22 protein-coding genes, 2 rRNA genes and 1 riboswitch are annotated in these 22022 nt (G+C 43.1%); of the genes, 21 read left to right on the forward strand and 3 right to left on the reverse strand.

Annotation, left to right across the window (positions count from 1 at the left end; all coding sequences use genetic code 11):
* The 3 genes from CZ809_RS17385 to CZ809_RS21405 form a co-directional block, all read left to right on the forward strand.
* Positions 1-701 (forward strand): 23S ribosomal RNA (locus CZ809_RS17385); the annotation flags it as partial.
* A 137-nt stretch (positions 702-838) separates the two neighbouring features.
* Positions 839-954 (forward strand): 5S ribosomal RNA (gene rrf / locus CZ809_RS17390).
* A 60-nt stretch (positions 955-1014) separates the two neighbouring features.
* Positions 1015-1173 (forward strand): hypothetical protein, encoded by a 159-nt coding sequence (locus CZ809_RS21405; protein WP_235865968.1) that lies wholly within the window; start codon positions 1015-1017, stop codon positions 1171-1173.
* A gap of 43 nt (positions 1174-1216) precedes the next feature.
* On the opposite strand, the gene crcB is transcribed toward CZ809_RS21405, so the two are convergent.
* On the reverse strand, positions 1217-1600 hold the full coding sequence (crcB, locus tag CZ809_RS17400; protein ID WP_045036888.1) for a fluoride efflux transporter CrcB: 384 nt from the start codon (positions 1598-1600) through the stop codon (positions 1217-1219).
* A 204-nt stretch (positions 1601-1804) separates the two neighbouring features.
* On the opposite strand from crcB, the gene CZ809_RS17405 reads away from it, so the two are divergent.
* The 7 genes from CZ809_RS17405 to thiH all read left to right on the forward strand — a co-directional run bounded on the left by CZ809_RS17405 (position 1805) and on the right by thiH (position 8656).
* Positions 1805-2227 (forward strand): universal stress protein, encoded by a 423-nt coding sequence (locus tag CZ809_RS17405; RefSeq protein WP_080158811.1) that lies wholly within the window; start codon positions 1805-1807, stop codon positions 2225-2227.
* A 126-nt stretch (positions 2228-2353) separates the two neighbouring features.
* Positions 2354-2451: riboswitch (TPP riboswitch) on the forward strand.
* Between the two features lie 117 nt (positions 2452-2568).
* Positions 2569-4479, forward strand: a complete 1911-nt coding sequence (thiC, locus tag CZ809_RS17410) for a phosphomethylpyrimidine synthase ThiC (protein WP_080158812.1) — start codon at positions 2569-2571, stop codon at positions 4477-4479.
* A 3-nt stretch (positions 4480-4482) separates the two neighbouring features.
* Positions 4483-5781: a thiamine phosphate synthase gene (gene thiE, locus CZ809_RS17415; protein WP_080158813.1), complete on the forward strand. Its 1299-nt coding sequence runs from the start codon at positions 4483-4485 to the stop codon at positions 5779-5781.
* On the forward strand, positions 5759-6553 hold the full coding sequence (locus tag CZ809_RS17420; protein WP_080158814.1) for a HesA/MoeB/ThiF family protein: 795 nt from the start codon (positions 5759-5761) through the stop codon (positions 6551-6553). Before thiE ends, CZ809_RS17420 begins: the two co-directional genes overlap by 23 nt.
* On the forward strand, positions 6553-6762 hold the full coding sequence (thiS, locus tag CZ809_RS17425) for a sulfur carrier protein ThiS (protein WP_235865969.1): 210 nt from the start codon (positions 6553-6555) through the stop codon (positions 6760-6762). Before CZ809_RS17420 ends, thiS begins: the two co-directional genes overlap by 1 nt.
* Position 6763: 1 nt before the next feature.
* Positions 6764-7534, forward strand: a complete 771-nt coding sequence (locus CZ809_RS17430) for a thiazole synthase (RefSeq protein ID WP_080158815.1) — start codon at positions 6764-6766, stop codon at positions 7532-7534.
* A gap of 9 nt (positions 7535-7543) precedes the next feature.
* Positions 7544-8656, forward strand: coding sequence for a 2-iminoacetate synthase ThiH (thiH, locus tag CZ809_RS17435; RefSeq protein ID WP_080158816.1), 1113 nt, complete (start codon positions 7544-7546; stop codon positions 8654-8656).
* A gap of 75 nt (positions 8657-8731) precedes the next feature.
* Here thiH and CZ809_RS17440 read toward each other — a convergent pair whose 3' ends face one another.
* Positions 8732-10519, reverse strand: a complete 1788-nt coding sequence (locus CZ809_RS17440) for an aminopeptidase P family protein (RefSeq protein WP_080158817.1) — start codon at positions 10517-10519, stop codon at positions 8732-8734.
* 317 nt (positions 10520-10836) lie between these two features.
* On the opposite strand from CZ809_RS17440, the gene CZ809_RS17445 reads away from it, so the two are divergent.
* The 10 genes from CZ809_RS17445 to hemB all read left to right on the forward strand — a co-directional run bounded on the left by CZ809_RS17445 (position 10837) and on the right by hemB (position 20468).
* Positions 10837-12051 (forward strand): multidrug effflux MFS transporter, encoded by a 1215-nt coding sequence (locus tag CZ809_RS17445; protein WP_080158818.1) that lies wholly within the window; start codon positions 10837-10839, stop codon positions 12049-12051.
* 235 nt (positions 12052-12286) lie between these two features.
* A complete protein-coding gene (gene rmuC / locus CZ809_RS17450; RefSeq protein WP_080158819.1) occupies positions 12287-13819 on the forward strand; it encodes a DNA recombination protein RmuC in 1533 nt (510 codons plus the stop codon).
* A 135-nt stretch (positions 13820-13954) separates the two neighbouring features.
* The gene (gene ubiE, locus CZ809_RS17455; protein ID WP_080158820.1) at positions 13955-14710 is read left to right on the forward strand and encodes a bifunctional demethylmenaquinone methyltransferase/2-methoxy-6-polyprenyl-1,4-benzoquinol methylase UbiE; all 756 of its coding nucleotides are present in this window, start codon (positions 13955-13957) and stop codon (positions 14708-14710) included.
* 7 nt (positions 14711-14717) lie between these two features.
* Positions 14718-15320, forward strand: a complete 603-nt coding sequence (locus tag CZ809_RS17460; protein WP_080158821.1) for a ubiquinone biosynthesis accessory factor UbiJ — start codon at positions 14718-14720, stop codon at positions 15318-15320.
* Positions 15321-15325: 5 nt separating this feature from the next.
* Complete coding sequence (gene ubiB / locus CZ809_RS17465) at positions 15326-16963, forward strand: ubiquinone biosynthesis regulatory protein kinase UbiB (RefSeq protein ID WP_199190812.1); 1638 nt, start codon at positions 15326-15328, stop codon at positions 16961-16963.
* A gap of 83 nt (positions 16964-17046) precedes the next feature.
* Complete coding sequence (tatA, locus tag CZ809_RS17470; RefSeq protein ID WP_080158822.1) at positions 17047-17307, forward strand: Sec-independent protein translocase subunit TatA; 261 nt, start codon at positions 17047-17049, stop codon at positions 17305-17307.
* A 3-nt stretch (positions 17308-17310) separates the two neighbouring features.
* On the forward strand, positions 17311-17649 hold the full coding sequence (tatB, locus tag CZ809_RS17475) for a Sec-independent protein translocase protein TatB (protein ID WP_065168413.1): 339 nt from the start codon (positions 17311-17313) through the stop codon (positions 17647-17649).
* An 11-nt stretch (positions 17650-17660) separates the two neighbouring features.
* Complete coding sequence (gene tatC / locus CZ809_RS17480; RefSeq protein ID WP_080158823.1) at positions 17661-18446, forward strand: twin-arginine translocase subunit TatC; 786 nt, start codon at positions 17661-17663, stop codon at positions 18444-18446.
* A 142-nt stretch (positions 18447-18588) separates the two neighbouring features.
* On the forward strand, positions 18589-19368 hold the full coding sequence (locus CZ809_RS17485) for a TatD family hydrolase (RefSeq protein ID WP_080158824.1): 780 nt from the start codon (positions 18589-18591) through the stop codon (positions 19366-19368).
* Between the two features lie 59 nt (positions 19369-19427).
* Positions 19428-20468: a porphobilinogen synthase gene (hemB, locus tag CZ809_RS17490; RefSeq protein WP_080158825.1), complete on the forward strand. Its 1041-nt coding sequence runs from the start codon at positions 19428-19430 to the stop codon at positions 20466-20468.
* A gap of 59 nt (positions 20469-20527) precedes the next feature.
* Here the strand turns inward: hemB and asnC are convergent, their stop codons facing one another.
* On the reverse strand, positions 20528-20989 hold the full coding sequence (gene asnC / locus CZ809_RS17495; RefSeq protein WP_080158826.1) for a transcriptional regulator AsnC: 462 nt from the start codon (positions 20987-20989) through the stop codon (positions 20528-20530).
* 176 nt (positions 20990-21165) lie between these two features.
* On the opposite strand from asnC, the gene CZ809_RS17500 reads away from it, so the two are divergent.
* Positions 21166-21954, forward strand: coding sequence for a class I SAM-dependent methyltransferase (locus CZ809_RS17500; protein ID WP_080158827.1), 789 nt, complete (start codon positions 21166-21168; stop codon positions 21952-21954).
* The last annotated feature ends 68 nt before the right edge of the window (positions 21955-22022 follow it).

The raw sequence follows: 22022 nt of genomic DNA on the forward strand, positions 1-22022 counted from the left end.
GACCCCTTATCGGGGTTACGGACAGTGCCTGGTGGGTAGTTTGACTGGGGCGGTCTCCTCCCAAAGAGTAACGGAGGAGCACGAAGGTGGGCTAATCACGGTCGGACATCGTGAGGTTAGTGCAATGGCATAAGCCCGCTTGACTGCGAGAATGACAATTCGAGCAGGTGCGAAAGCAGGTCATAGTGATCCGGTGGTTCTGAATGGAAGGGCCATCGCTCAACGGATAAAAGGTACTCCGGGGATAACAGGCTGATACCGCCCAAGAGTTCATATCGACGGCGGTGTTTGGCACCTCGATGTCGGCTCATCACATCCTGGGGCTGAAGTCGGTCCCAAGGGTATGGCTGTTCGCCATTTAAAGTGGTACGCGAGCTGGGTTTAGAACGTCGTGAGACAGTTCGGTCCCTATCTGCCGTGGGCGTTGGATGATTGAGAGGGGCTGCTCCTAGTACGAGAGGACCGGAGTGGACGAACCGCTGGTGTTCGGGTTGTATCGCCAGATGCATTGCCCGGTAGCTAAGTTCGGAATCGATAACCGCTGAAAGCATCTAAGCGGGAAGCGAGCCTCAAGATGAGTCATCCCTAGACCTTTAAGGTCTCTAAAGGGTTGTTGAAGACTACAACGTTGATAGGTCAGGTGTGTAAGTGCTGCGAGGCATTGAGCTAACTGATACTAATTGCCCGTGAGGCTTAACCATACAACACCCAAGGGGTTTTCCTTCTCATAAGAGAAGAGACGGACTCTGCAAACGCTTGAATGAGTGTGAGAACAACTAGTCAGATTTTTCCCAGATTGCTATTTATTGCCATAAGGCGATAAATAAAACAGAATTTGCTTGGCGACCATAGCGTTATGGACCCACCTGATCCCATGCCGAACTCAGTAGTGAAACGTAATAGCGCCGATGGTAGTGTGGGGTCTCCCCATGTGAGAGTAGGACATCGCCAGGCTTCAAATTTTAAAAGGCCATCCGTAAGGATGGCCTTTTTTCGTTTATAACGAAAAAAGTAATGACAGATATTCAGTTTGATATATCGTTTCCTGCGTTTCCTGCGTTTCCTGCGTTTCCTGCGTTTCCTGCGTTTCCTGCGTTTCCTGCGTTTCCTGCGTTTCCTGCGTTTCCTGCGTTTCCTGCGTTTCCTGCGTTTCCACTATTCTCTTTATCTTGACGAAAAAAAACCGCCTTGCGGCGGTTATATGTTTGAATGATTATTAGCTTTTCATCATTAGTTGATAGCCAATATAACAAGCAAACAAACTGACGGTTACGTTAAGTACGATGTTTAAGCCAGCCTTAATAAACTCACCTTGCTGCATCATTACAATGTTATCCATTGAAAAGGTTGAGAAGGTAGTTAATGCTCCAAGAAAGCCTAAGCCAATCATTGGGCGCCATGGTGCTGCCTCAATCATTCCTTGATTTAATCCCGACATTAATAGCCCCATAATTAGCGAACCAATAATATTGACGGTTAATGTTCCGTATGGGAAGCCACGGCCAAATAAAATAACGCAAAGCTCCGAAATTAAGTATCGTGAGCAGGCGCCGAATGCACCACCAATTGCGATGAATCCTAGTAATATATATTGGCTCATTGGTATCTCGTTTCAGTTAAAAGTGATAATTAAAAACCGTCATAATAATCGCTTGTTGAGTTGGTTAATACTCTCGATAACTGCAATCATTGATTTAAGCGTAAATTAAAATGTCGGCACATAGTTGGTTGTATAGCTACATTTATAGCATCATAATCACAACTAAGAAATTAACTACTGGGCGTTGGCTCATGGAGATAGGCTATGTCGCTATATCAAACAATATTACTTGCTGTTAATCCTGAAGATAAATTTGCGCATAAATTAATGGTAAAAGCTGGAATCATTGCGGACCAAAATAATGCTGAACTGCATGTTGCTTATGTTGAGCCTGGTGTTGGTAATGTGAGTTTTATTGATGTTGAGATTGAACTGCAAGAAGAGCACGATGCAATTGCTAAACAGCGGATGTCACAATTATCAGAGTTAGCGGCAGCTTCATCTTACCCTGTTTCGGGATTACATATTGCTAATGGTGATATTACTAAGCATATCGAAGAATTAGCTGAAAAAGTTGAAGCTAAGTTGGTTATTACGGGTTATCACAAATCTACTATTCATCTTTTTGGTGATGTAAGTGAAACATTAGCTCAGCACCTTAAGTGTGATGTACTTATCTCACAATAAACATTGTAGTGATTACCATGAAATTAAAAGCCGTGGAAAATTGCACGGCTTTTTGCTATCTGTCACTGTGTGTTGTTCATTGTTAATAAACTGTTGCGATTACAACCAAAGTACTTATACTAATTCACTTACTTGTCGGAGTGCCATATGGCTGAGACCGCATTGCGGGATCCGTTGAACCTGATCAGGCTAATACCTGCGAAGGGAACAAGAGGTTATCTTTACTGCATATCCTTATTGAGGATCACTGTATGTATTTGATGATGCATAACTGTATGCATTGCTCTTGTTTACGCCCATCTGATAAGCATTTTTCCCTATAACATTGAAAGGAAATTGCTGTGTCGAATCGCAAGCAAGCGAGATTGGAAGCGAAACAATTTATCGAGTCATTAACGGCTCAACCCTATCCTAATTCACGAAAAGTCTATATTACTGGTAGTCGTGCTGATATTTCAGTTCCGATGAGAGAGATCGCTTTAGCTGATAGCCTTATTAGTGGTCCTAAACAAAGCCCTATTTTTGAACCGAACCAACCGATTCATGTTTATGATACTTCTGGATTTTATACCGATCCCGACCACTCTATAGATATTTATCGTGGTTTGTCCCCTGTGCGCGAAGGGTGGATCATTGAGCGTAATGATACTGAATTATTATCTGAATTAAGTTCTGACTACGCCAATGAACGCTTACATAATCAGAGTTTGGATTCATTGCGTTTTAATCAGCGCGCTCCAACGCGACGTGCTTATAACGGTAAGTGTGTTACTCAACTGCATTACGCCCGCCAAGGTATTGTTACGCCTGAAATGGAATATATTGCGATTCGCGAAAATATGGGGCGAGTGCCCTCTAATGATGAAACGCTAAATCAACAACATCCTGGCGTTAATTTTGGTGCTAATCTTCCTTTACAAATCACGCCTGAATTTGTGCGCCAAGAGGTTGCGGCTGGGCGCGCGATTATTCCTGCAAATATCAATCACCCAGAAGTCGAACCAATGATTATTGGGCGAAATTTTTTAGTAAAGGTTAATGCTAACATTGGTAATTCCGCCGTCAGTTCATCCATTGAAGAAGAAGTTGAGAAATTAGTATGGTCGACCCGCTGGGGAGGAGATACGGTGATGGATCTCTCGACGGGACGTAATATTCATGAAACACGAGAATGGATCATTCGTAATAGTCCGGTACCAATTGGAACCGTACCGATGTATCAAGCATTAGAAAAAGTAAAGGGCGTTGCGGAAAATCTAAATTGGGATGTTTTTCGAGATACGTTATTAGAGCAAGCTGAGCAAGGTGTCGATTACTTTACTATTCATGCTGGCGTTTTATTACGGTATGTACCTATGACGGCTAAACGGGTGACAGGGATTGTTTCTCGTGGCGGCTCAATTATGGCTAAGTGGTGTTTGGCGCATCATCAAGAAAGTTTTTTGTATGAAAATTTCCGCAGTATTTGTGAGATTTGTGCCCAGTATGATATTTCGCTCTCATTGGGGGACGGTTTGCGTCCTGGCTCTATTGCTGATGCCAATGATGAAGCGCAGTTCAGTGAATTACGCACGCTAGGAGAGCTAACAAAAATTGCGTGGGAATATGATGTTCAGGTGATGATTGAAGGTCCTGGTCATGTGCCGATGCATATGATTAAAGCTAATATGGATGAGCAACTTAAACATTGTCATGAAGCGCCATTTTATACACTTGGGCCTCTGACAACAGATATTGCACCGGGTTATGATCATATTACTTCTGGTATTGGAGCGGCCATGATTGGTTGGTATGGCTGTGCAATGCTGTGTTATGTCACGCCCAAAGAGCATTTAGGATTACCCAATAAAGATGATGTAAAAGTCGGTTTGATCACGTACAAGCTGTGTGCGCATGCGGCAGACTTAGCTAAAGGCCACCCTGGAGCACAAGTTCGTGATAATGCATTATCAAAAGCACGGTTTGAGTTTCGTTGGGAAGATCAATTTAATCTAGGCCTTGACCCACAAACTGCTCGAGATTATCACGATCAAACCTTACCACAAGAATCTGGCAAAGTGGCTCACTTTTGTTCAATGTGTGGCCCTAAATTTTGCTCAATGAAAATCTCTCAAGAAGTTCGAGATTATGCGAAAACGTTATCACCTATAGATATTACGTTGAGTGATAATCCTCGTGTCGGTATGGAACAAAAAGCGGCAGAATTTCGATCTCGTGGCAGTAAGTTGTATCACCCTGCTAAAGAGGATTAATCAATGAACACGTTATCGCTTCCCCCTCATCTAATGCCATTATTAATGCACATCGAACCACTGTTAGTACCTGCTGAGTTATACCAACTAGGCGATACAGTGACAGTAACGGTGCATAGCAACGAACCATTAATTGATATCAAAACTATGACTAAGGCATGCTCATTAGCGTTTAATTTTGTTGCTGCAGATGAAGATTGTGCCCCTCCAACGTATCAAATTTGGGATCAGTGGCTCGCCCCTTTTACTGAATTAGCTCAGTTGCAACAAAAAGTCGCTGCAGATCCTAGCTTAGTGGTCTGTGGATTTCCTGCCAATGATGGTTGTGTGGATATTTGGCATCATCAAGGGCAGGCTCGAGCAGTGTATTGTCGTCATAGTGGTGCCAGTGAGGCACAACGGGCAATGTTATTGGTGGCACTTGCGCTTGATTATCCATTGGAAGATGCAGTGGTATTGGCACGTGCTTATGCGCGGAGTTATCACGAACACAGTTATCAAGATCATAATTATCGTACACAAGGTGAGCTTGTTTGGCCTACAGATGCCAAAGTATTTCCTCGTGCTTTAACGATAAATCATCCTCAAATAAAACAACTTGGATGGTTAATTGATGGTCAAGAGGTAGCTCCATTTGCGGCTTTAGGGTTGAGTAAGCTTGGATTATATCCTGTGCTAGAGAGCGCTGATTGGGTTGAGCGGGTATTACAGCTCGGTGTTAAAACTACCCAATTACGGATCAAAAATCCCCAAGTATCCGATCTGGAACACCAAATCCAACAAGCCATTGTTGCTGGTGAGTTAGCTCAAGCTCAGGTGTTCATTAATGATTATTGGCTGCTGGCAATTAAGCATCATGCTTATGGTGTTCATCTTGGTCAGGAGGATCTTGATAGCGCTGATTTAGTTGCGATTCAACAAGCGGGATTACGGCTTGGCATTTCTACCCATGGTTATTATGAAATCTTACGTGCGCTTGAATATCAGCCCAGTTATATCGCTTTAGGCCATATTTTTGTGACATCAACTAAAAATATGCCGTCATTACCTCAAGGCGTGAGCCGATTAGCACTTTATCAAAAATTGATTGGTGATCGAGTACCAACAGTGGCAATTGGTGGCATTACCATTGAGCGTGCAGCAAAAGTGTGGCGCACTGGGGTTTCTGGCGTGGCTGTTGTGAGTGCGATTACTCAAGCTGCCGATCCTGCACTTATGATCACTGAATTGCACAAGATATTGGTGCCCAACACTGAAGATGTGGCTGCAGGAGGGCGGAATGATAAACACTGCGCTCTCTGACACTGAATTTATGCGTTATAGCCGCCAGTTGATGGTGGCTGATATTGCCGAATCAGGACAGCAACAACTGAAAAATACTCAGGTGTTAATTGTTGGCGGTGGTGGTTTAGGTTCTGCTGTTGGGCTTTATTTGGCGGCGGCTGGCGTGGGTACGATTGTCATTGCTGATGATGACGTAGTTGAAGTGTCGAATTTACAGCGCCAAGTTTTGTATCGTGAAGCAGATGTTGGGTGTAATAAAGCGCAGGCTGCGTGTGCTCAAATGCGGGCGTTAAATCCACTTAATCGTTACCGCGCGGTCACAACGAGATTAGCTGGTTTGCAGTTAGCGTTGGAAGTTGATCAAGCTGATATTGTGGTTGATTGCAGTGATAATTTTTCGACCCGCTATGCGATTAATGATGTCTGTTTTACAGCGAGAAAGCGCTTAGTTTCAGGGGCTGCGATAGGCTGGCAAGGACAGTTAATGACGTTTGACTTTAGAACTGGGATTGGACCTTGTTATCAATGTTTATTGCCTCAAGCTGTACCAAATACGGACAAAGTGCGTAATTGTCGTAGTGGTGGCATTGTGGGGCCTGTAGTAGGAATTATTGGCACCATGCAGGCGCTTGCAGTCATAAAAGCGATTGTTGAGACGAATATGGTTGATGTAAATCACCTTTCTCAATTTGATGGTTCACAAGGGCAGTGGCGTCAATTTGGAATCAATATTGATCAACAGTGTCCCGTCTGTGGTGATCACCACCTTGTTAATGGAGGTACAGTGTAATGACAATGATAACCGTCTGGTTAAATAATCAAGCTGTGGAGTGTCATTCACAACAATGTCTAACCGAGTTAGTTGAGCAATTAACCCTACCAACGGTGGGCGCTGCAATTGCGATAAATCAAGCCATTGTTACGCGTAGTGAATGGTCAACAACAGTGTTGAACCATAACGATCAGATCACGCTCTTTCAAGTTATAGCAGGAGGCTAACATGCTCACTATTGCCGATAAAATATTTGATTCGCGGTTGTTTACTGGAACTGGAAAATATTCTCATCGTGATGTAATGACCGCATCGTTATTAGCCTCGGAATCTCAATTGGTTACCATGGCTCTGAAACGGGTCGACTTAGCCCATCAAGCGGATGATATTTTAGCGCCTTTAATGGCTGCTGGAGTCAATCTTTTACCCAATACTTCGGGGGCTAAAAATGCCCAAGAAGCCATATTTGCTGCGCAATTAGCTCGTGAAGCGTTAGACACTAATTGGCTTAAATTAGAGATACACCCTGATCCCAAATACTTAATGCCTGATCCGATTGAAACCTTATTAGCGGCAGAAGCGTTGGTGAAACAAGGTTTTGTGGTATTGCCTTATTGTCATGCTGATCCGGTGTTATGTAAGCGCTTGGAAGAGGTTGGTTGTGCGGCGGTGATGCCATTAGGGGCACCGATAGGTTCAAATAAAGGCTTGGTATCACGTGATTTTTTGCAAATAATCATCGATCAAGCGCAAGTGCCGGTAATTATAGATGCAGGAATTGGTGCTCCGTCTGATGCTGCAGCGGCAATGGAAATGGGAGCAGATGCTGTCTTAGTTAACACCGCTATTGCGACTGCTGTTGATCCAATTGCGATGGGGGAAGCATTTAAATGGGCGGTTATTAGTGGTCGTATGGCTTATCAAGCGGGATTAGCGGATAAAGTGAGTCATGCTGTTGCATCCAGTCCATTAACGGCTTTTCTCGATAGTGAATGCTAAGGAGTGAGAATGAGCTTTGTGAATGTATGGCAGCAATTGGACTGGGATGATATTCGCCTATCGATTTACGCTAAAACGGCTGCTGATGTTGAACGAGCACTGGCTAAACCGCAGTGTGATCTTAACGATTTTAAAGCGTTAATCTCACCCGCCGCGGAGCCTTATTTAGAATCATTGGCAAAACAAGCAGCGTTATTAACTCGGCAGCGGTTTGGCTATGCGATACATTTTTATGTGCCATTATATCTCTCTAATTTGTGCGCTAATGCGTGTACTTATTGTGGTTTTTCAATGGAAAATCGAATTAAGCGACGCACATTAACTACCGCTGATATTGAGCGAGAATGTAAAGCGATCAAAGCACTTCTGTTTGATAGTGTGTTGTTGGTAACCGGTGAGCATCAAACTAAAGTTGGGATGGACTATTTCAGGCATACATTACCTCAAATTAAATCCCACTTTAATCATATTGCGATGGAAGTTCAGCCGCTTGAACAACAGCAATATCGAGAGCTGAAAAGTTTAGGTTTAGATGCGGTGATGGTGTATCAAGAAACCTATCATGCTCGAACTTATGCCGAGCACCATTTACGAGGTAATAAAACCAACTTTGATTATCGGCTTGAGACACCTGATCGATTAGCGCAAGCTGGCATCGATAAAATAGGGATTGGAGCGCTATTAGGAATGGATGATTGGCGTACGGACAGTTTTTTTGTTGCGAACCATTTGGCCTATCTTGAGCGCCAGTATTGGCAGAGTCGTTATTCGATTTCATTTCCACGGTTGCGACCCTGTACTGGTGGTATTGAGCCTAAATCAATAATGACTGATCGCCAGTTAGTGCAATTAATCTGTGCTTATCGGTTATTTAATCATGAGGTTGAGTTATCGTTATCCACTCGTGAATCAGCTTATTTTCGCGATAATGTATTACCACTAGGGGTAACTAGCCTATCAGCGGGTTCGAAAACCCAGCCGGGCGGTTATGCTGATGACACGCCAGAGTTAGAGCAATTTGCAATCAGTGATGATCGCAGTGTGGTAGAGGTTGCTATGGCGGTGAAGCAGCGAGGATTTGAGGTGGTGTGGAAAGACTGGGACGCGGTTTACTCGGGGTAACCACATTTGAAGGTCACAATAAGCCAGTGCAAAAGGTGATGCACTGGCTTTTTTATTATTAATGCGACGTTATTATTAGCGTTGTAATGGTGCTGTTGCTTGAGTTAACCATGCTAAATCATCACCGTCTAAGGCTGGGCTAATAACCTCAAACACGGTGTGGTGGTAATGGTTAAGCCACGCGAGTTCGATATCTGTTAATAAGCTTAAATCAATTAAACGCTTATCAATCGGGGCGCGAGTTAGCGATTCAAATCCCATTACCGACATATCACCTTGGGTTGCCACTTCTACTACCGCTTCAAGGTTTTCAATACGAATACCAAATGCATCTGCGCGGTAATATCCAGGTTCATTAGACAACACCATACCTGGCAATAATGCCGTTGGATTATAGGCTTTGGCAATCCGTTGCGGTCCTTCATGCACACTTAGAAAGTGACCGACACCGTGACCAGTGCCATGATCATAATCAAACCCATACGCCCATAAATGTTGACGAGCTAACGCATCAAGTTGGCTACCTGTTGTGCCTTTTGGAAAGCGCGCTGATGCTAATGCAATATGACCTTTTAATACTAAAGTAAAGGCTTGCTTCACCTCTTCACCCGGCTGACCAATGGCAATAGTACGAGTAATATCGGTAGTACCGTCTGGATATTGACCACCTGAATCGACTAAGTACACGGTATCCATTTGCAGTTTACTTGGCTGCGGTTGGTTAAGGTGATTGTAGTGGCACATTGCCGCATTGCCTGCTGCCGCTGAAATGGTATCAAAGCTCACATCACTGCAACTTGGATCTAACTGACGGAATTGCCACAGTTGATCTGATAATTGGGCTTCATCCAGTAAATGACCTGTCGCAACTTGCGCATCAATCCAGGCTAAGAATTTACTAATCGCGACGCCATCACGAATATGACACGCTTTCATACCCGCCATCTCGGTGGCATTTTTAGTCGATTTTGGCAGTAAGGTTGGGTTTGCTGCTTCAATTAATAGGGTTCCTGCCTCTGTTAATTGTTGCGCTGCCCATGCGTTACTATTTGTTGAATCAAACAGTACTCGTTTACCTGCAAGAGCGGCTAGCCCAGTTGCTAGTTGCTCCGGTTTACAGATGGTCACGCCAGCACCTACATGGGCGGCAAAGCCTTCTGGTAAGCGGTGATGGTCGATATAAAAATCAACTGAAGCATCGCTGTGAATAATTGCAGCTGAAAGTAATACAGGTAGGCAATGGACGTCATCACCACGAATATTGAGTAGCCATGCAATACTATCGAGCTGGCTTAAAAAGGCAGCATTGGCTTTTTGTGTTGTTAGTAAAGCAGCAATTTGTTGGCGCTTATCTGTACTTGCTTGGCCAACAAATTCAAGCCCCATTAATTGGGCGTCAGACAATACAGGCGCTGGGCGGTCTAGCCATAGTTGATCAATGGGGTTTTCATCAATACACACTAAGGCTAATTCACCATCAATAGTGGTGGTGGCATTTTTAAGCCATGCTGCACTATGAAGGCGAGCATCAATCGCAATTTTGCTACCAGCGGCTAAATTTTCTAATGCCCATTGTACTGGTGGTTGCTCAATAAGATGGCAGTATTGAAAAACATCACTTGGGACTTGTTTACGTACTTGCACTACATATCGACCATCAACAAAAACAGCAGCATCATCACGAGTAATAATGGCAGCACCAGCTGAGCCAGTAAATCCAGTTAACCAGTGTAGGCGTTCATTATGATCAGGAATGTACTCACCTAAAAACTCATCTTCGTGAGGGATCAATAATGCATCTAACTGATTTTCAGTGAGCCAGTGGCGGATTTGTTCAACACGTTGCGAAATTGCTGCTTGCATGTTTTTCGTCCTTTAATTAAAGCATCATCGAGGCGATGACATAAACGGTGAACTTACATAACACCAGCGAATATTTAGCTGAGTGAGTAAGTTGATGCGGTTACGTTAGCGTGTTTGGCGGTTGGCTTCAATTAGCGAATCAGTAATTGATTGGCATTTATTATATTTTCGATAGGGCGGTGTTATTTCGGCGAGCATAGGAGCAATAGCAATCATTGCTGATATTCCCAAAAGGAAAAGTGCTATTGAATATATACCATTTCTATTCATATCTCTAAAGCCGTAAACTTGGCGCGATCATCTTTTAGGAACAACATATGACCTCGTCGACACCCCCTACTACCGATACCAAATTAGTCACTTTAATGGTGGTTTTGGTGCTATTTAGCCCGTTGGCTATTGATATTTATTTACCCGCTTTCCCAGCTATTGCCGATAGTTTTGGGGTTAATGCTGTGCGTGTACAAGATACCGTGACATGGTTTATGTTCAGCCTTGGTTTGGGGCAATTATTGGCAGGACCATTAGCGGATCGTTTTGGACGCCGCCCGATTGCGTTAGCTGGGATTGTTATTTATGGTTTTAGTGCCTTAATGGCGTATTTAGCCACCAATTTAGACATGCTTTTAACGGCGCGTTTATTACAAGGGTTTGGTGCTTGTGCGACTTCTGTTGCGGCATTCTCTGCGGTGCGTGATAGTTTTGGTGCTGAAAAAAGTGGTCGTATGATCAGTTACTTAAATGGTGCAATCTGTTTTATTCCCGCTTTAGCACCGTTATTAGGAACCTGGTTAACCCATGAGTTTGGTTGGCGTTCAAATTTTAGTTTTATGGCAGGCTTTGCACTCGTTGCTGGGCTGTTTATTATGACGATGTTTAAAGAAACCCGTCCTACGAATACTCATGTGAGTGGTTCAACATTAAGTCTGAGTCGTTATTGGTCGGTATTACGTGAACCTACTTTTTTATACCATGCGAGTCTGTGCATGTTATCAATGGCGGTTATTTTAGCGTATGTGACGTCGGCTCCTGTATGGTTAATGAGTCACCTTGGTGCTGATATGAACCAATTTACGCTGTGGTTTGGCATTAATGCGGCATTAAATATTACAGCATGCATGGTTGCGCCTAAATTTATGGATCGTTTTGGTACGCGAGCAACATTGCAAACCGGATTGATTATTTTAGCTGCCGCTGGTGGTTTAATGTTGGCTCTGAGTACAATCAATCAAGCATGGGCATTTATGGTGCCTATTTTTATCTGCTCATTTGGGTTTGCTTTTGTCTTAGGCTCTGCGGCAGGTAAAGCATTAGCGCCTTTTGGTGATCGTGCAGGTACTGCTGCGGCATTGTTAGGCCTATTTCAGATGAGTGGTGCTGGCGTGATGGTAAGTTTGACTCAGCGTTTAGATTTAGCAACGCCAATGTTGATGACCCTACAGATGTGGTTACTGATTCCTGGTTTATTTGTGTTGTGGTCAAAATGGGGTAAAAGCTGGCATCAAACGGTACTCACAACCGATAAGGTGTGAGTGATTGCGGCCAAAGGTTGCTTGAGTAGACGTTATGATTAAGCCTGTCATTGTGACAGGCTTTATTTTTATGGGGCAAATGATGAAGGGGGTGTTTATGATGCATTTAACGCGTTGAGTGGCAACAATAAACAGTGATAGTACTATCAATAAAAATCACTGAACTGGACATTTATCCAGTATCGACTTAGCCTTACAACAGAAATGGAAGCGTGTTTTTTGTAGAGTATTTGATATGACGGAATGGTTGAGTGGTGGCATGATTTCCCTGTTGGCAGCGATCTCTGGCGCGACAGTGGCGAGTGTTATTACCACACTATGGTTAAAGGGACGTTTTGAGCAAACATTACAATTACATCAGCAGCAAGCAGAGGCTGATAGTCGGTTATTGCAATTACGTGAGCAACAATTACAGCAGCAGTTAAATGAGCGTAATCAAGAACTCGAGCAGATGGATGACGAGCGTGATCGCCTAACCCATGAAATTCGACAACTGCATGGTAATTTATCGGCTGCGGTTGAAAAAATGCGTCATTTTGAAGCGCTTCAAAATGAAAAACTGTATTTATCAGAACAATTAGATAACGCACGAATCATTAATGCTGGTCTTGAAGCGGATTTACGTGAACAAGATGCCCGTCATTTTGAAGAACAAAAATCGGCCGAAGAAAAAATTCAATTATTAGAAAATGCCGAAGAGCGATTACGGGTGCAATTTGAAAGCCTTGCTAATAAATTGTTTGAACACAAAACTCGGAGTGTCGATGAGCAGAATAAAATCAGTCTTCAGCGTTTATTAATGCCATTGAAAGAGCAGCTGGAAGGTTTTAAAAAACAAGTTAACGATAACTTCACACAAGAATCCCGCGAACGTCATACTCTGGTCCATCAAATTAATCATCTTAAACAACTCAATGAGCAAATGGCGCAAGAAGCGGTGAATCTAACTCAAGCGCTTAAAGGTGATAATAAGGCTCAAGGTAATTGGGGAGAAGTGGTACTCGCGCGGGTATTAACCGAATCAGGACTGCGTGAAGGGCATGAATATCAAACCCAAGTCAGCCTAGAAAATGAAGATGGCAAACGCTATCAGCCAGATGTGGTGGTGCATTTACCTCAGCAAAAGGATGTGGTGGTTGATGCTAAAATGTCATTAGTGGCTTATGAACGGTTCTTTAATGCCGACACTGTGGCGGCGCGAGAACTGGCAATGAGTGAGCATATTGCTTCAATGCGAGCACACATGCGAGGTTTAAGCCGCAAAGATTATCATCAGTTGCATGGCGTTCAAAGTTTGGATTATGTGTTGATGTTTATTCCGGTTGAACCTGCTTTTCAAGCCGCGATTGCCGCTGATCCTAAACTGATTCGTGATGCAATGGATCTCAATATTATGTTGGTTAGCCCAACGACTTTGCTGGTGGCACTGAGAACCATTAATAATTTATGGCGTAATGAACGTCAAAATCAAAACGCCAAAGAAATTGCTGATCGAGCAAGTAAGTTATACGACAAATTACGCTTATTTGTTACCGATATGGAAGGATTAGGTACGTCATTAGATAAGGCCAGTCAAAGTTATCATAGCGCCATGAATAAATTAGTCAGTGGGCGAGGGAATGTTATTCGTCAAGCTGAAAGTTTTAAGTTATTGGGGGTAGAAGTGAAGCGTGATATTAGCTCGCAATTAGTTGAAAAATCGCAGTCACAATTGCATGATGCGAGAGGTTTTTCACATATCACTTCAGCGACTGAGTCTGATTTGTAGTGCTTAAAGAGTAAACCACTTTGAGCAAACGACAACCATCAAGTACACTAAGCCAGTTGAATAAATGAATTTAATCCTCGTCAGCTATTTTATTGTGATAATGGAATGAGCGCGAGGACACATAATGGATTGAGCATGACGGACACCACACAAGACACGACCCACTTTGGCTTTCGTACCGTGGCCAAAGAGGAAAAAGCAACCATGGTTGCTGAAGTATTCCATTCAGTAGCGGCAAAGTACGACATTATGAATGATTTAATGTCGATGGGTATTCATCGCGTTTGGAAGCGTTTCACGATTGACTGCAGTGGTGTGCGCCGTGGTCAACGCGTGCTTGATTTAGGCGGTGGTACTGGTGATTTAACCGCTAAATTTTCTCGTATTGTGGGTGACAGTGGACAAGTTATTTTAGCCGACATTAATAACTCAATGCTAAAAGTTGGCCGCAGTAAGCTACGTGATAGTGGCGTGATTGGTAACGTTGGTTATGTTCAAGCAAATGCCGAAGAACTGCCTTTTCCTGATAATTATTTTGATTGTATTACGATCAGCTTCTGCTTGCGTAACGTTACCGATAAAGAACAAGCATTACGTTCGATGTACCGTGTATTAAAACCCGGTGGTCGTTTATTAGTGCTAGAGTTTTCTAAGCCGATTTTAGAGCCTTTATCAAAAATATATGACGCTTACTCATTTCATTTATTACCGAAAATCGGTGAAATCATTGCTCATGATAGCGAAAGTTATCGCTATTTAGCTGAGTCTATTCGTATGCATCCTGATCAAGAAACATTGAAAGGAATGATGGACGATGCTGGGTTTGATCAGACAACCTATTACAACTTAACTGGCGGTATTGTTGCTTTGCACCGTGGTTATAAGTTCTGAGGCCCCTATGCCAATAGATGCATTTGTTACTGGCGCGGTAGAAACAGCGCTTAATCAATTAGTAAAAGACGATGCTGATAGTCAGCGTCGTTTGTCACGCTTACGCGGAAAAGTGATTAGCGTGGTTCTGAATGAATTTGGCAAAACGCTATATTTTGTTTTTAGTCAGCAAATTGATGTATTAGCGGCTTATGAGGGTGAGGTCGATTGTCAATTGGCCCTCAATTTAACGGCGCTGCCTGAATTACGCCAGCAAGCCAATCTCACTCAGTTAATTAAAGCTGATAAGTTATCTCTTGATGGTGACTTACAACTCGCCCAGCATTTTTCTAGTTTATTAGGTGGATTAAAGCCAGATATCGAAGAAAAGCTCGCTTATTACAGTGGGGATGTTGTGGCGCATACGGTGGTTAGCGGCATCAAATCAAGTGGACAGTTTATTCAGCAGCGATTACTAAAACGCCAGCGAAATGTAGCTCAAACACTAACGGAAGAGTGGAAATTATTACCACAGCCATTAGAGATCGCGTATTTTGCTGATCAAGTTGATGACTTGAAATCAGATGTTGCCTGTTTTGAGGCCCGATTAAATCAGCTACTTGAGCGATAATAGCCATGATGACTATTCGTGAATTTAAACGTCTTTACCGTATTATTGAAGTGCAATTACGTTACGGTTTGGATGATTTTATTCCGCAAGACCCACGAACAGTATTGCCAAAAAAATTACGTAAATCGTTATTCTGGATTAAAAATGAATATCCAGATAAACCGTTAGGTGAGCGATTACGGTTAGCGTTACAAGAATTAGGTCCGGTGTGGATCAAGTTTGGGCAGATGATGTCGACTCGACGTGATTTGTTCCCTCCCCATATCGCCGATCAATTAGCGTTATTGCAAGATCAAGTGGCCCCGTTTGATGGTCAATTAGCGAGACGTACGATTGAAGCATCATTAGGTGGCCCGATTGAGCAATGGTTTGATGATTTTGATGAGGTAGCGTTAGCTTCAGCTTCGATTGCACAAGTTCATACTGCGACCATGAAAGAAAATGGCCGTGAAATTGTATTTAAAGTCATTCGTCCTGATATTCGTCCTATTATTGAAGCAGATATTAAGCTGATGTACAGGATGGCCGAGATAGTTTCTCGGCTTCAACCACAAGCACGGCGATTACGTCCAGTTGAAGTGGTAAGGGAATACGAAAAAACCTTACTTGATGAACTGGATTTAATGCGTGAAGCAGCGAATGGAATTCAACTTCGACGTAACTTTGAAGGTGATGACACTCTGTATGTGCCTGAGGTCTTTACTGATTACAGCAGTGTAAATTTACTGGTGATGGAGCGAATCTACGGGATTCAGGTTTCTGACCTTGATGCCTTAAAAGCTAACGGTACTGATCTGAAATTATTATCAGAAAATGCGGTAAATATATTTTTTACCCAAGTGTTCCGTGATAGTTTCTTTCATGCTGACATGCACCCAGGGAATATTTTTGTTTCCTATGAGCACCCACATGATCCACAATGGATAGCATTAGATTGTGGTATTGTCGGCACGCTTAATCGTGAAGACAAACGTTATTTGGCTGAAAACTTACTGGCTTTCTTTAATCGAGATTACCGAAAAGTGGCCGAATTGCATGTTGATTCAGGTTGGGTACCCGCAGATACCAATATTGACGCGTTTGAAGTTGCTATTCGTACCGTGTGTGAACCCATATTTGAAAAGCCGTTATGTGAAATATCATTTGGGCATGTATTGTTGAATTTATTCAATACTGCACGTCGATTTAATATGGAAGTGCAGCCGCAATTAGTGTTGTTACAAAAGACATTGCTTTATGTTGAAGGTCTTGGACGCCAGCTGTACCCACAACTTGATTTATGGGCGACAGCAAAACCATTTTTAGAAGATTGGATGTCACGTCAAGTTGGCCCACAAGCCATTATTGATGCAGTAAAGAGTAAAGCGCCATTTTGGGCTGAAAAGTTACCAGAATTACCTGAATTACTTTACGACAGTTTGCGCCAAGGCAAGGTTATGAATCAACGACTCGATACACTCTATGATAATTTCATGGATAGTCGGCGTAACCAAGGTAAGGCAAGATTTTATTTTGGTATTGGTGCCACCATGATGGTGTGTGCTGCCATACTTTTCGGTGATCATGTTACCACCTATCCTGCTATTGCAGCTGGAGCAGGAGCGGTATTTTGGTTGCTGGGATGGCGAGCCTGTCGACAGTAGTCGCTGTAGGTTTCGCCTATACTTATAGTTGCGTGTAACAACGCACTCCGTTATTAACCACATAAAGCTGAGGTAAAATAAGCATGGGTGGTATCAGTATCTGGCAATTATTAATTATTGCACTGATCATTGTTCTGTTGTTCGGAACTAAGAAGTTACGCACATTAGGTGGCGACTTAGGTTCTGCTGTTAAGGGTTTCAAAAAAGCGATTGGTGATGATGATTCAGCACCTGCAGCTAAAAAAGAAACAACAGATGCAGATTTTGAACAAAAGAAAATTACGGATGAACAGCAAGCAGCTGATCAGACAACAACGAGTCAAAAAGACAAAGAGCAGGTTTAAGACGTGTTTGATATCGGGTTCTGGGAGTTAGTGCTGATCTCCGTGGTGGGATTGGTAGTACTGGGGCCGGAACGTCTACCCGTTGCGATACGTACTGTATCGCAGTGGATAGGTGCAGCCCGTAATATGGCAAACTCAGTCAAAGATGAATTGTCTCAGGAACTGAAAATTCAGGAACTGCAAGCCAATTTAAAAAAAGCTGAGCAAATGGGAATGAAGGACATCGCGCCTGAATTGCAAGAGTCGGTTGATGAACTTAAAAAAGTCGCCTCTGATGTGCAACGTCCCTATGCTGATAAAAGCGAGCAACCCTCAGCAACGACTTCTAATAAGCAGGAATAAATTACATCACTATGTCGACTGTCGAAGATTCGCAGCCGTTATTCAGCCATTTACTTGAGCTGCGTACACGGATCCTGCGCTCTCTCATCAGCGTGCTAGTGGTTTTTGTCTGTATAGTTTGGTTTTCGAAAGACATTTACGCGTTTGTAGCAGCACCTTTGGTTGAACGTATGCCAATCGGTGCCACTATGATTGCAACAGATGTTGCGTCACCGTTCTTTACACCGATAAAACTCACTTTAGTTACCGCTGTGTTTATTGCTGTACCAATGATTTTGTATCAACTGTGGGCGTTTGTAGCTCCTGGTTTATACAAGCATGAACGTAAGCTTATTATGCCATTACTGGTTTCCAGCTCATTGCTGTTTTATGCCGGTGTTGCGTTTGCTTATTTTGTTGTGTTTCCATTGGTGTTTAAGTTCTTTACCAGCGTCGCTCCGCAAGGAGTTGAAGTTGCAACAGATATTTCAAGTTATCTCGATTTCGTATTGTCGCTATTTATGGCGTTCGGTATTGCATTTGAGATCCCTGTCGCGATTATTCTGTTGTGTTGGACCGGTGCTACCGATCCTGAAACGTTACGCAGTAAACGCCCATATATTATCGTGGCAGCGTTTGTGGTCGGTATGTTGTTAACACCGCCTGATATTTTATCTCAGACCTTGTTAGCGGTGCCGATGTGCTTGCTATTTGAAGTCGGCTTATTCTTCTCACGTTTTTACATTCGTAAAGATGATGAAGACGAATATGGCGATGAAGATGAGCCGCAAGACATAAAGAGCATCAGCAAAGAATAGGGTTTATCCCCCTGTGATGATGAAAAAAACCGACCTTGGTGTCGGTTTTTTTATGTCTGTAATAATGTGATTATCACATAGTCAGTCAATTCGAGGCTCGATATACTGAGGTAAAGACGAGTTCATCAAAGAATGGAAAAAAATGATAGATATTGGTATTAATCTGACCAACAGCCGCTTTGATAAAGATCGCGCCGATGTTATTACTCGCGCGCAAGCAGTTGGAGTAAAAGGACTGGTTATTACCGGTACCAGCATTGAAGAAAGTATTGCCGCTCAGCAACTGGCTCAGCAGTGGCCTGATTATTGTTATAGCACTGCAGGCGTTCATCCTCATGATGCAAAATCGGTAACAGATTTCGCTTTACCTCAGATTCGTGCTTTAGCACAACTGTCACAGGTGGTTGCCATTGGTGAGTGTGGGTTGGATTTTAATCGTGATTTTTCACCACGTCCGCAACAAGAAGCGGTGTTTGAAGCCCAACTGGCGTTAGCTGCAGAGCTTAACTTACCCGTGTTTATGCATTGTCGTGATGCTCATGAGCGTTTTTTAGCTATTTTAAAACCATGGCGCGATAAATTACCCGCAGCAGTTGTGCATTGTTTTACCGGCTCACAGCAAGAACTCACTGATTGTTTAGCACTTGATTTACATATTGGTATTACCGGTTGGATCTGTGATGAACGCCGAGGCACTGAGCTGCGCCAAATTGTGAAACATATTCCAAGCCAACGGTTAATGATTGAAACTGATAGTCCTTATTTATTACCGCGTGATTATCGTCCTAAGCCTAAATCGAGCCGTAATGAACCGTTGTATTTACCCCATATTGCTGCCGTTATTGGTGAGTGTCGTGGTGAATCAGCCATAGATGTTGTCAATAATTCTTACCAAGTCAGCCAAGCTTTTTTTGCAATTTAATCCCACCTTGGTGGTGTGAGTGATATTATCAATATTCATTAATCTGTAAGGAGTTTACCGTGTCAGTATCTATTCAAGGTGCGTTTCCCGGACGTCGTATGCGTCGAGTCCGTAAGCATGATTTTAGTCGTCGTTTGATGGCGGAAAACCAGTTATCAGTTAATGATCTTATTTACCCAATGTTTGTACTTGAAGGCACTAATCGTCGTGAAAGTGTCGCTTCAATGCCGGGTATTGAGCGTTTATCAATTGATTTATTGTTAGAAGAAGCAGCGTATATCGCCAGTCTTGGTGTGCCTGCAATTGCGTTATTTCCAGTGGTATCACAACCGTTTAAATCTGAATTAGCTGAAGAAGCATATAACGTTGACGGTTTAGTGCAAACTGCGGTTCGTGCATTAAAAGCGCATGTACCAGAGCTGGGTGTGATTACCGATGTCGCTTTAGATCCGTTCACGGTTCATGGTCAAGATGGCATCATTGATGATGAAGGTTATGTGCTTAATGACATCACCACTGAGATTTTGATCAAACAAGCGTTATCTCATGCTGAAGCCGGGGCTGATGTTGTTGCTCCTTCTGATATGATGGATGGTCGTATTGGCGCAATCCGTGAAGCATTGGAACAAGCGGGTCATATTAATACGCAAATTATGGCTTACTCAGCTAAATATGCGTCAAATTACTATGGCCCGTTTCGTGATGCAGTAGGATCAAGCAGCAATCTTAAAGGGGGGGATAAAAAAACCTACCAGATGGATCCTGCTAACAGTGATGAAGCGTTGCATGAAGTGGCAATGGATATCAGCGAAGGTGCTGATATGGTGATGGTGAAGCCGGGAATGCCGTATTTAGATGTGGTACGTCGTGTGAAATCAGAGCTACAAGTGCCAACGTATGCTTACCAAGTGTCTGGCGAATATGCGATGCACATGGCTGCTTTCCAAAATGGTTGGCTTAAAGAGCGTGAAACAGTGATGGAATCACTAATGTGCTTTAAACGTGCAGGTGCTGATGGCGTGTTGACCTATTTTGCGAAAACAGTCGCAGAATGGTTGGCGGCAGAAGGCGCTGAGCGCGGATTAAATTTGAAAAAATAACGTTTATTGAACGTGATAAAAAGCGAGCTAAGGCTCGCTTTTTTTATGGCAAATTTTCACTATGGCTTTACATTTCGATTGATCGGATTTTGCAGTGAAATTAAGGTTTCTGTTGATTGTACTTCTTCAATGGCTTGCAGCTTATTGATCAATACATGCTGCAGTTCTTCAATTGAGTGACACATCAATTTAACAAAAATATTGTAAGCGCCTGTGGTGTAATACGCTTCGACAACCTCATCGAGCTGATTGAGTTTTTCAAGCGCTGAGTGGTAATCACGCGCAGCATAAAGGTTGATACCAATAAAGCAGCATACGTCATAACCTAATAATTTTGGGTTAACGATTACCTCGGTCCCGGTAATAATGTTGGAGGCCCGCATTTTTTCAACCCGCACATGGACAGTTGCAGGGCTGACGTTAAAACGTTTCGCCATTTCAGCATAAGGCACTCGCGCATCCGTCATTAACGCGTTAAGAATGTCGCGATCTAAATCATCGATGCGAACAGCTATATTCATCACAATTCCTTTTCAGCGAGGTAAGTTATTCGCTACTTAAGACCATGGTCTATCTTATCCTTATGTTAGGTTGTGATACCAGAGCCAAGCGTGATTTGTAGTGCTATAATTCGCCGCCTAAAGCTTCTATCTCCAATAATGGGTGAGATAGATATTGTTTGATATCGGAGAATGCAGTGCAACTAGCCTTACTTTGTGAAGTTCCTCAACGTCAGTCTGAATTAGATCAACTCGCCGCCCGCTGGGGATTGACGCATGATGAGCACAGCTGTTTTGCGTTAGTGTTAACCGCTAACCAATTAGAGCTGCGTAAGTTAGATGAACCTAAACTTGGTGCTGTATTTGTCGATTTAGCCAGTGGCGCGGTAGCACACCGTCGTAAATTCGGTGGTGGTCGTGGGCAAGCTATTGCGAAAGCGGTGGGACTAAAAAATGGGTTAACCCCAACGGTATTAGATGCTACTGCCGGTTTAGGCCGCGATGCGTTTGTGCTCGCGTCGTTGGGTTGTAAGGTGCAATTAGTGGAGCGTCATCCGGTGGTCGCAGCTTTACTTGATGATGGCTTAGCCCGTGCGAAAGCGGATCCTGAAATTGGTCATTGGGTCAGTGAGCGGATGCAGTTATTACATGCATCAAGCCAAGATGCATTGTTGCAATTGGCGGCGGATAAAGATTTTGTTGCTCCTGAGGTGATTTATTTAGATCCGATGTACCCGCATAAAAAGAAATCGGCATTGGTGAAAAAAGAAATGCGCGTTTTTCAAACCTTGGTGGGTGCAGATTTAGATGCTGATGAGTTATTTGCGCCAGCGTATGCATTAGCCACTAAACGGATTGTGGTTAAACGTCCTGACTATGCTGAATTTTTAGCAAATGCGAAGCCATCGATGGCGATTGAAACCAAGAAAAACCGCTTTGATATTTATGTGAAAGCGAGCATGAAGAATAATGACGAGCCAAAATAAAAATTTACAAATTTAAGCTTCAAGCGCACACTCTATGCTGGAATTACGAATCATTATCGTTTAATGTT

It is taken from the genome of Photobacterium piscicola (assembly GCF_900166965.1).
Classification (GTDB): domain Bacteria; phylum Pseudomonadota; class Gammaproteobacteria; order Enterobacterales; family Vibrionaceae; genus Photobacterium; species Photobacterium piscicola.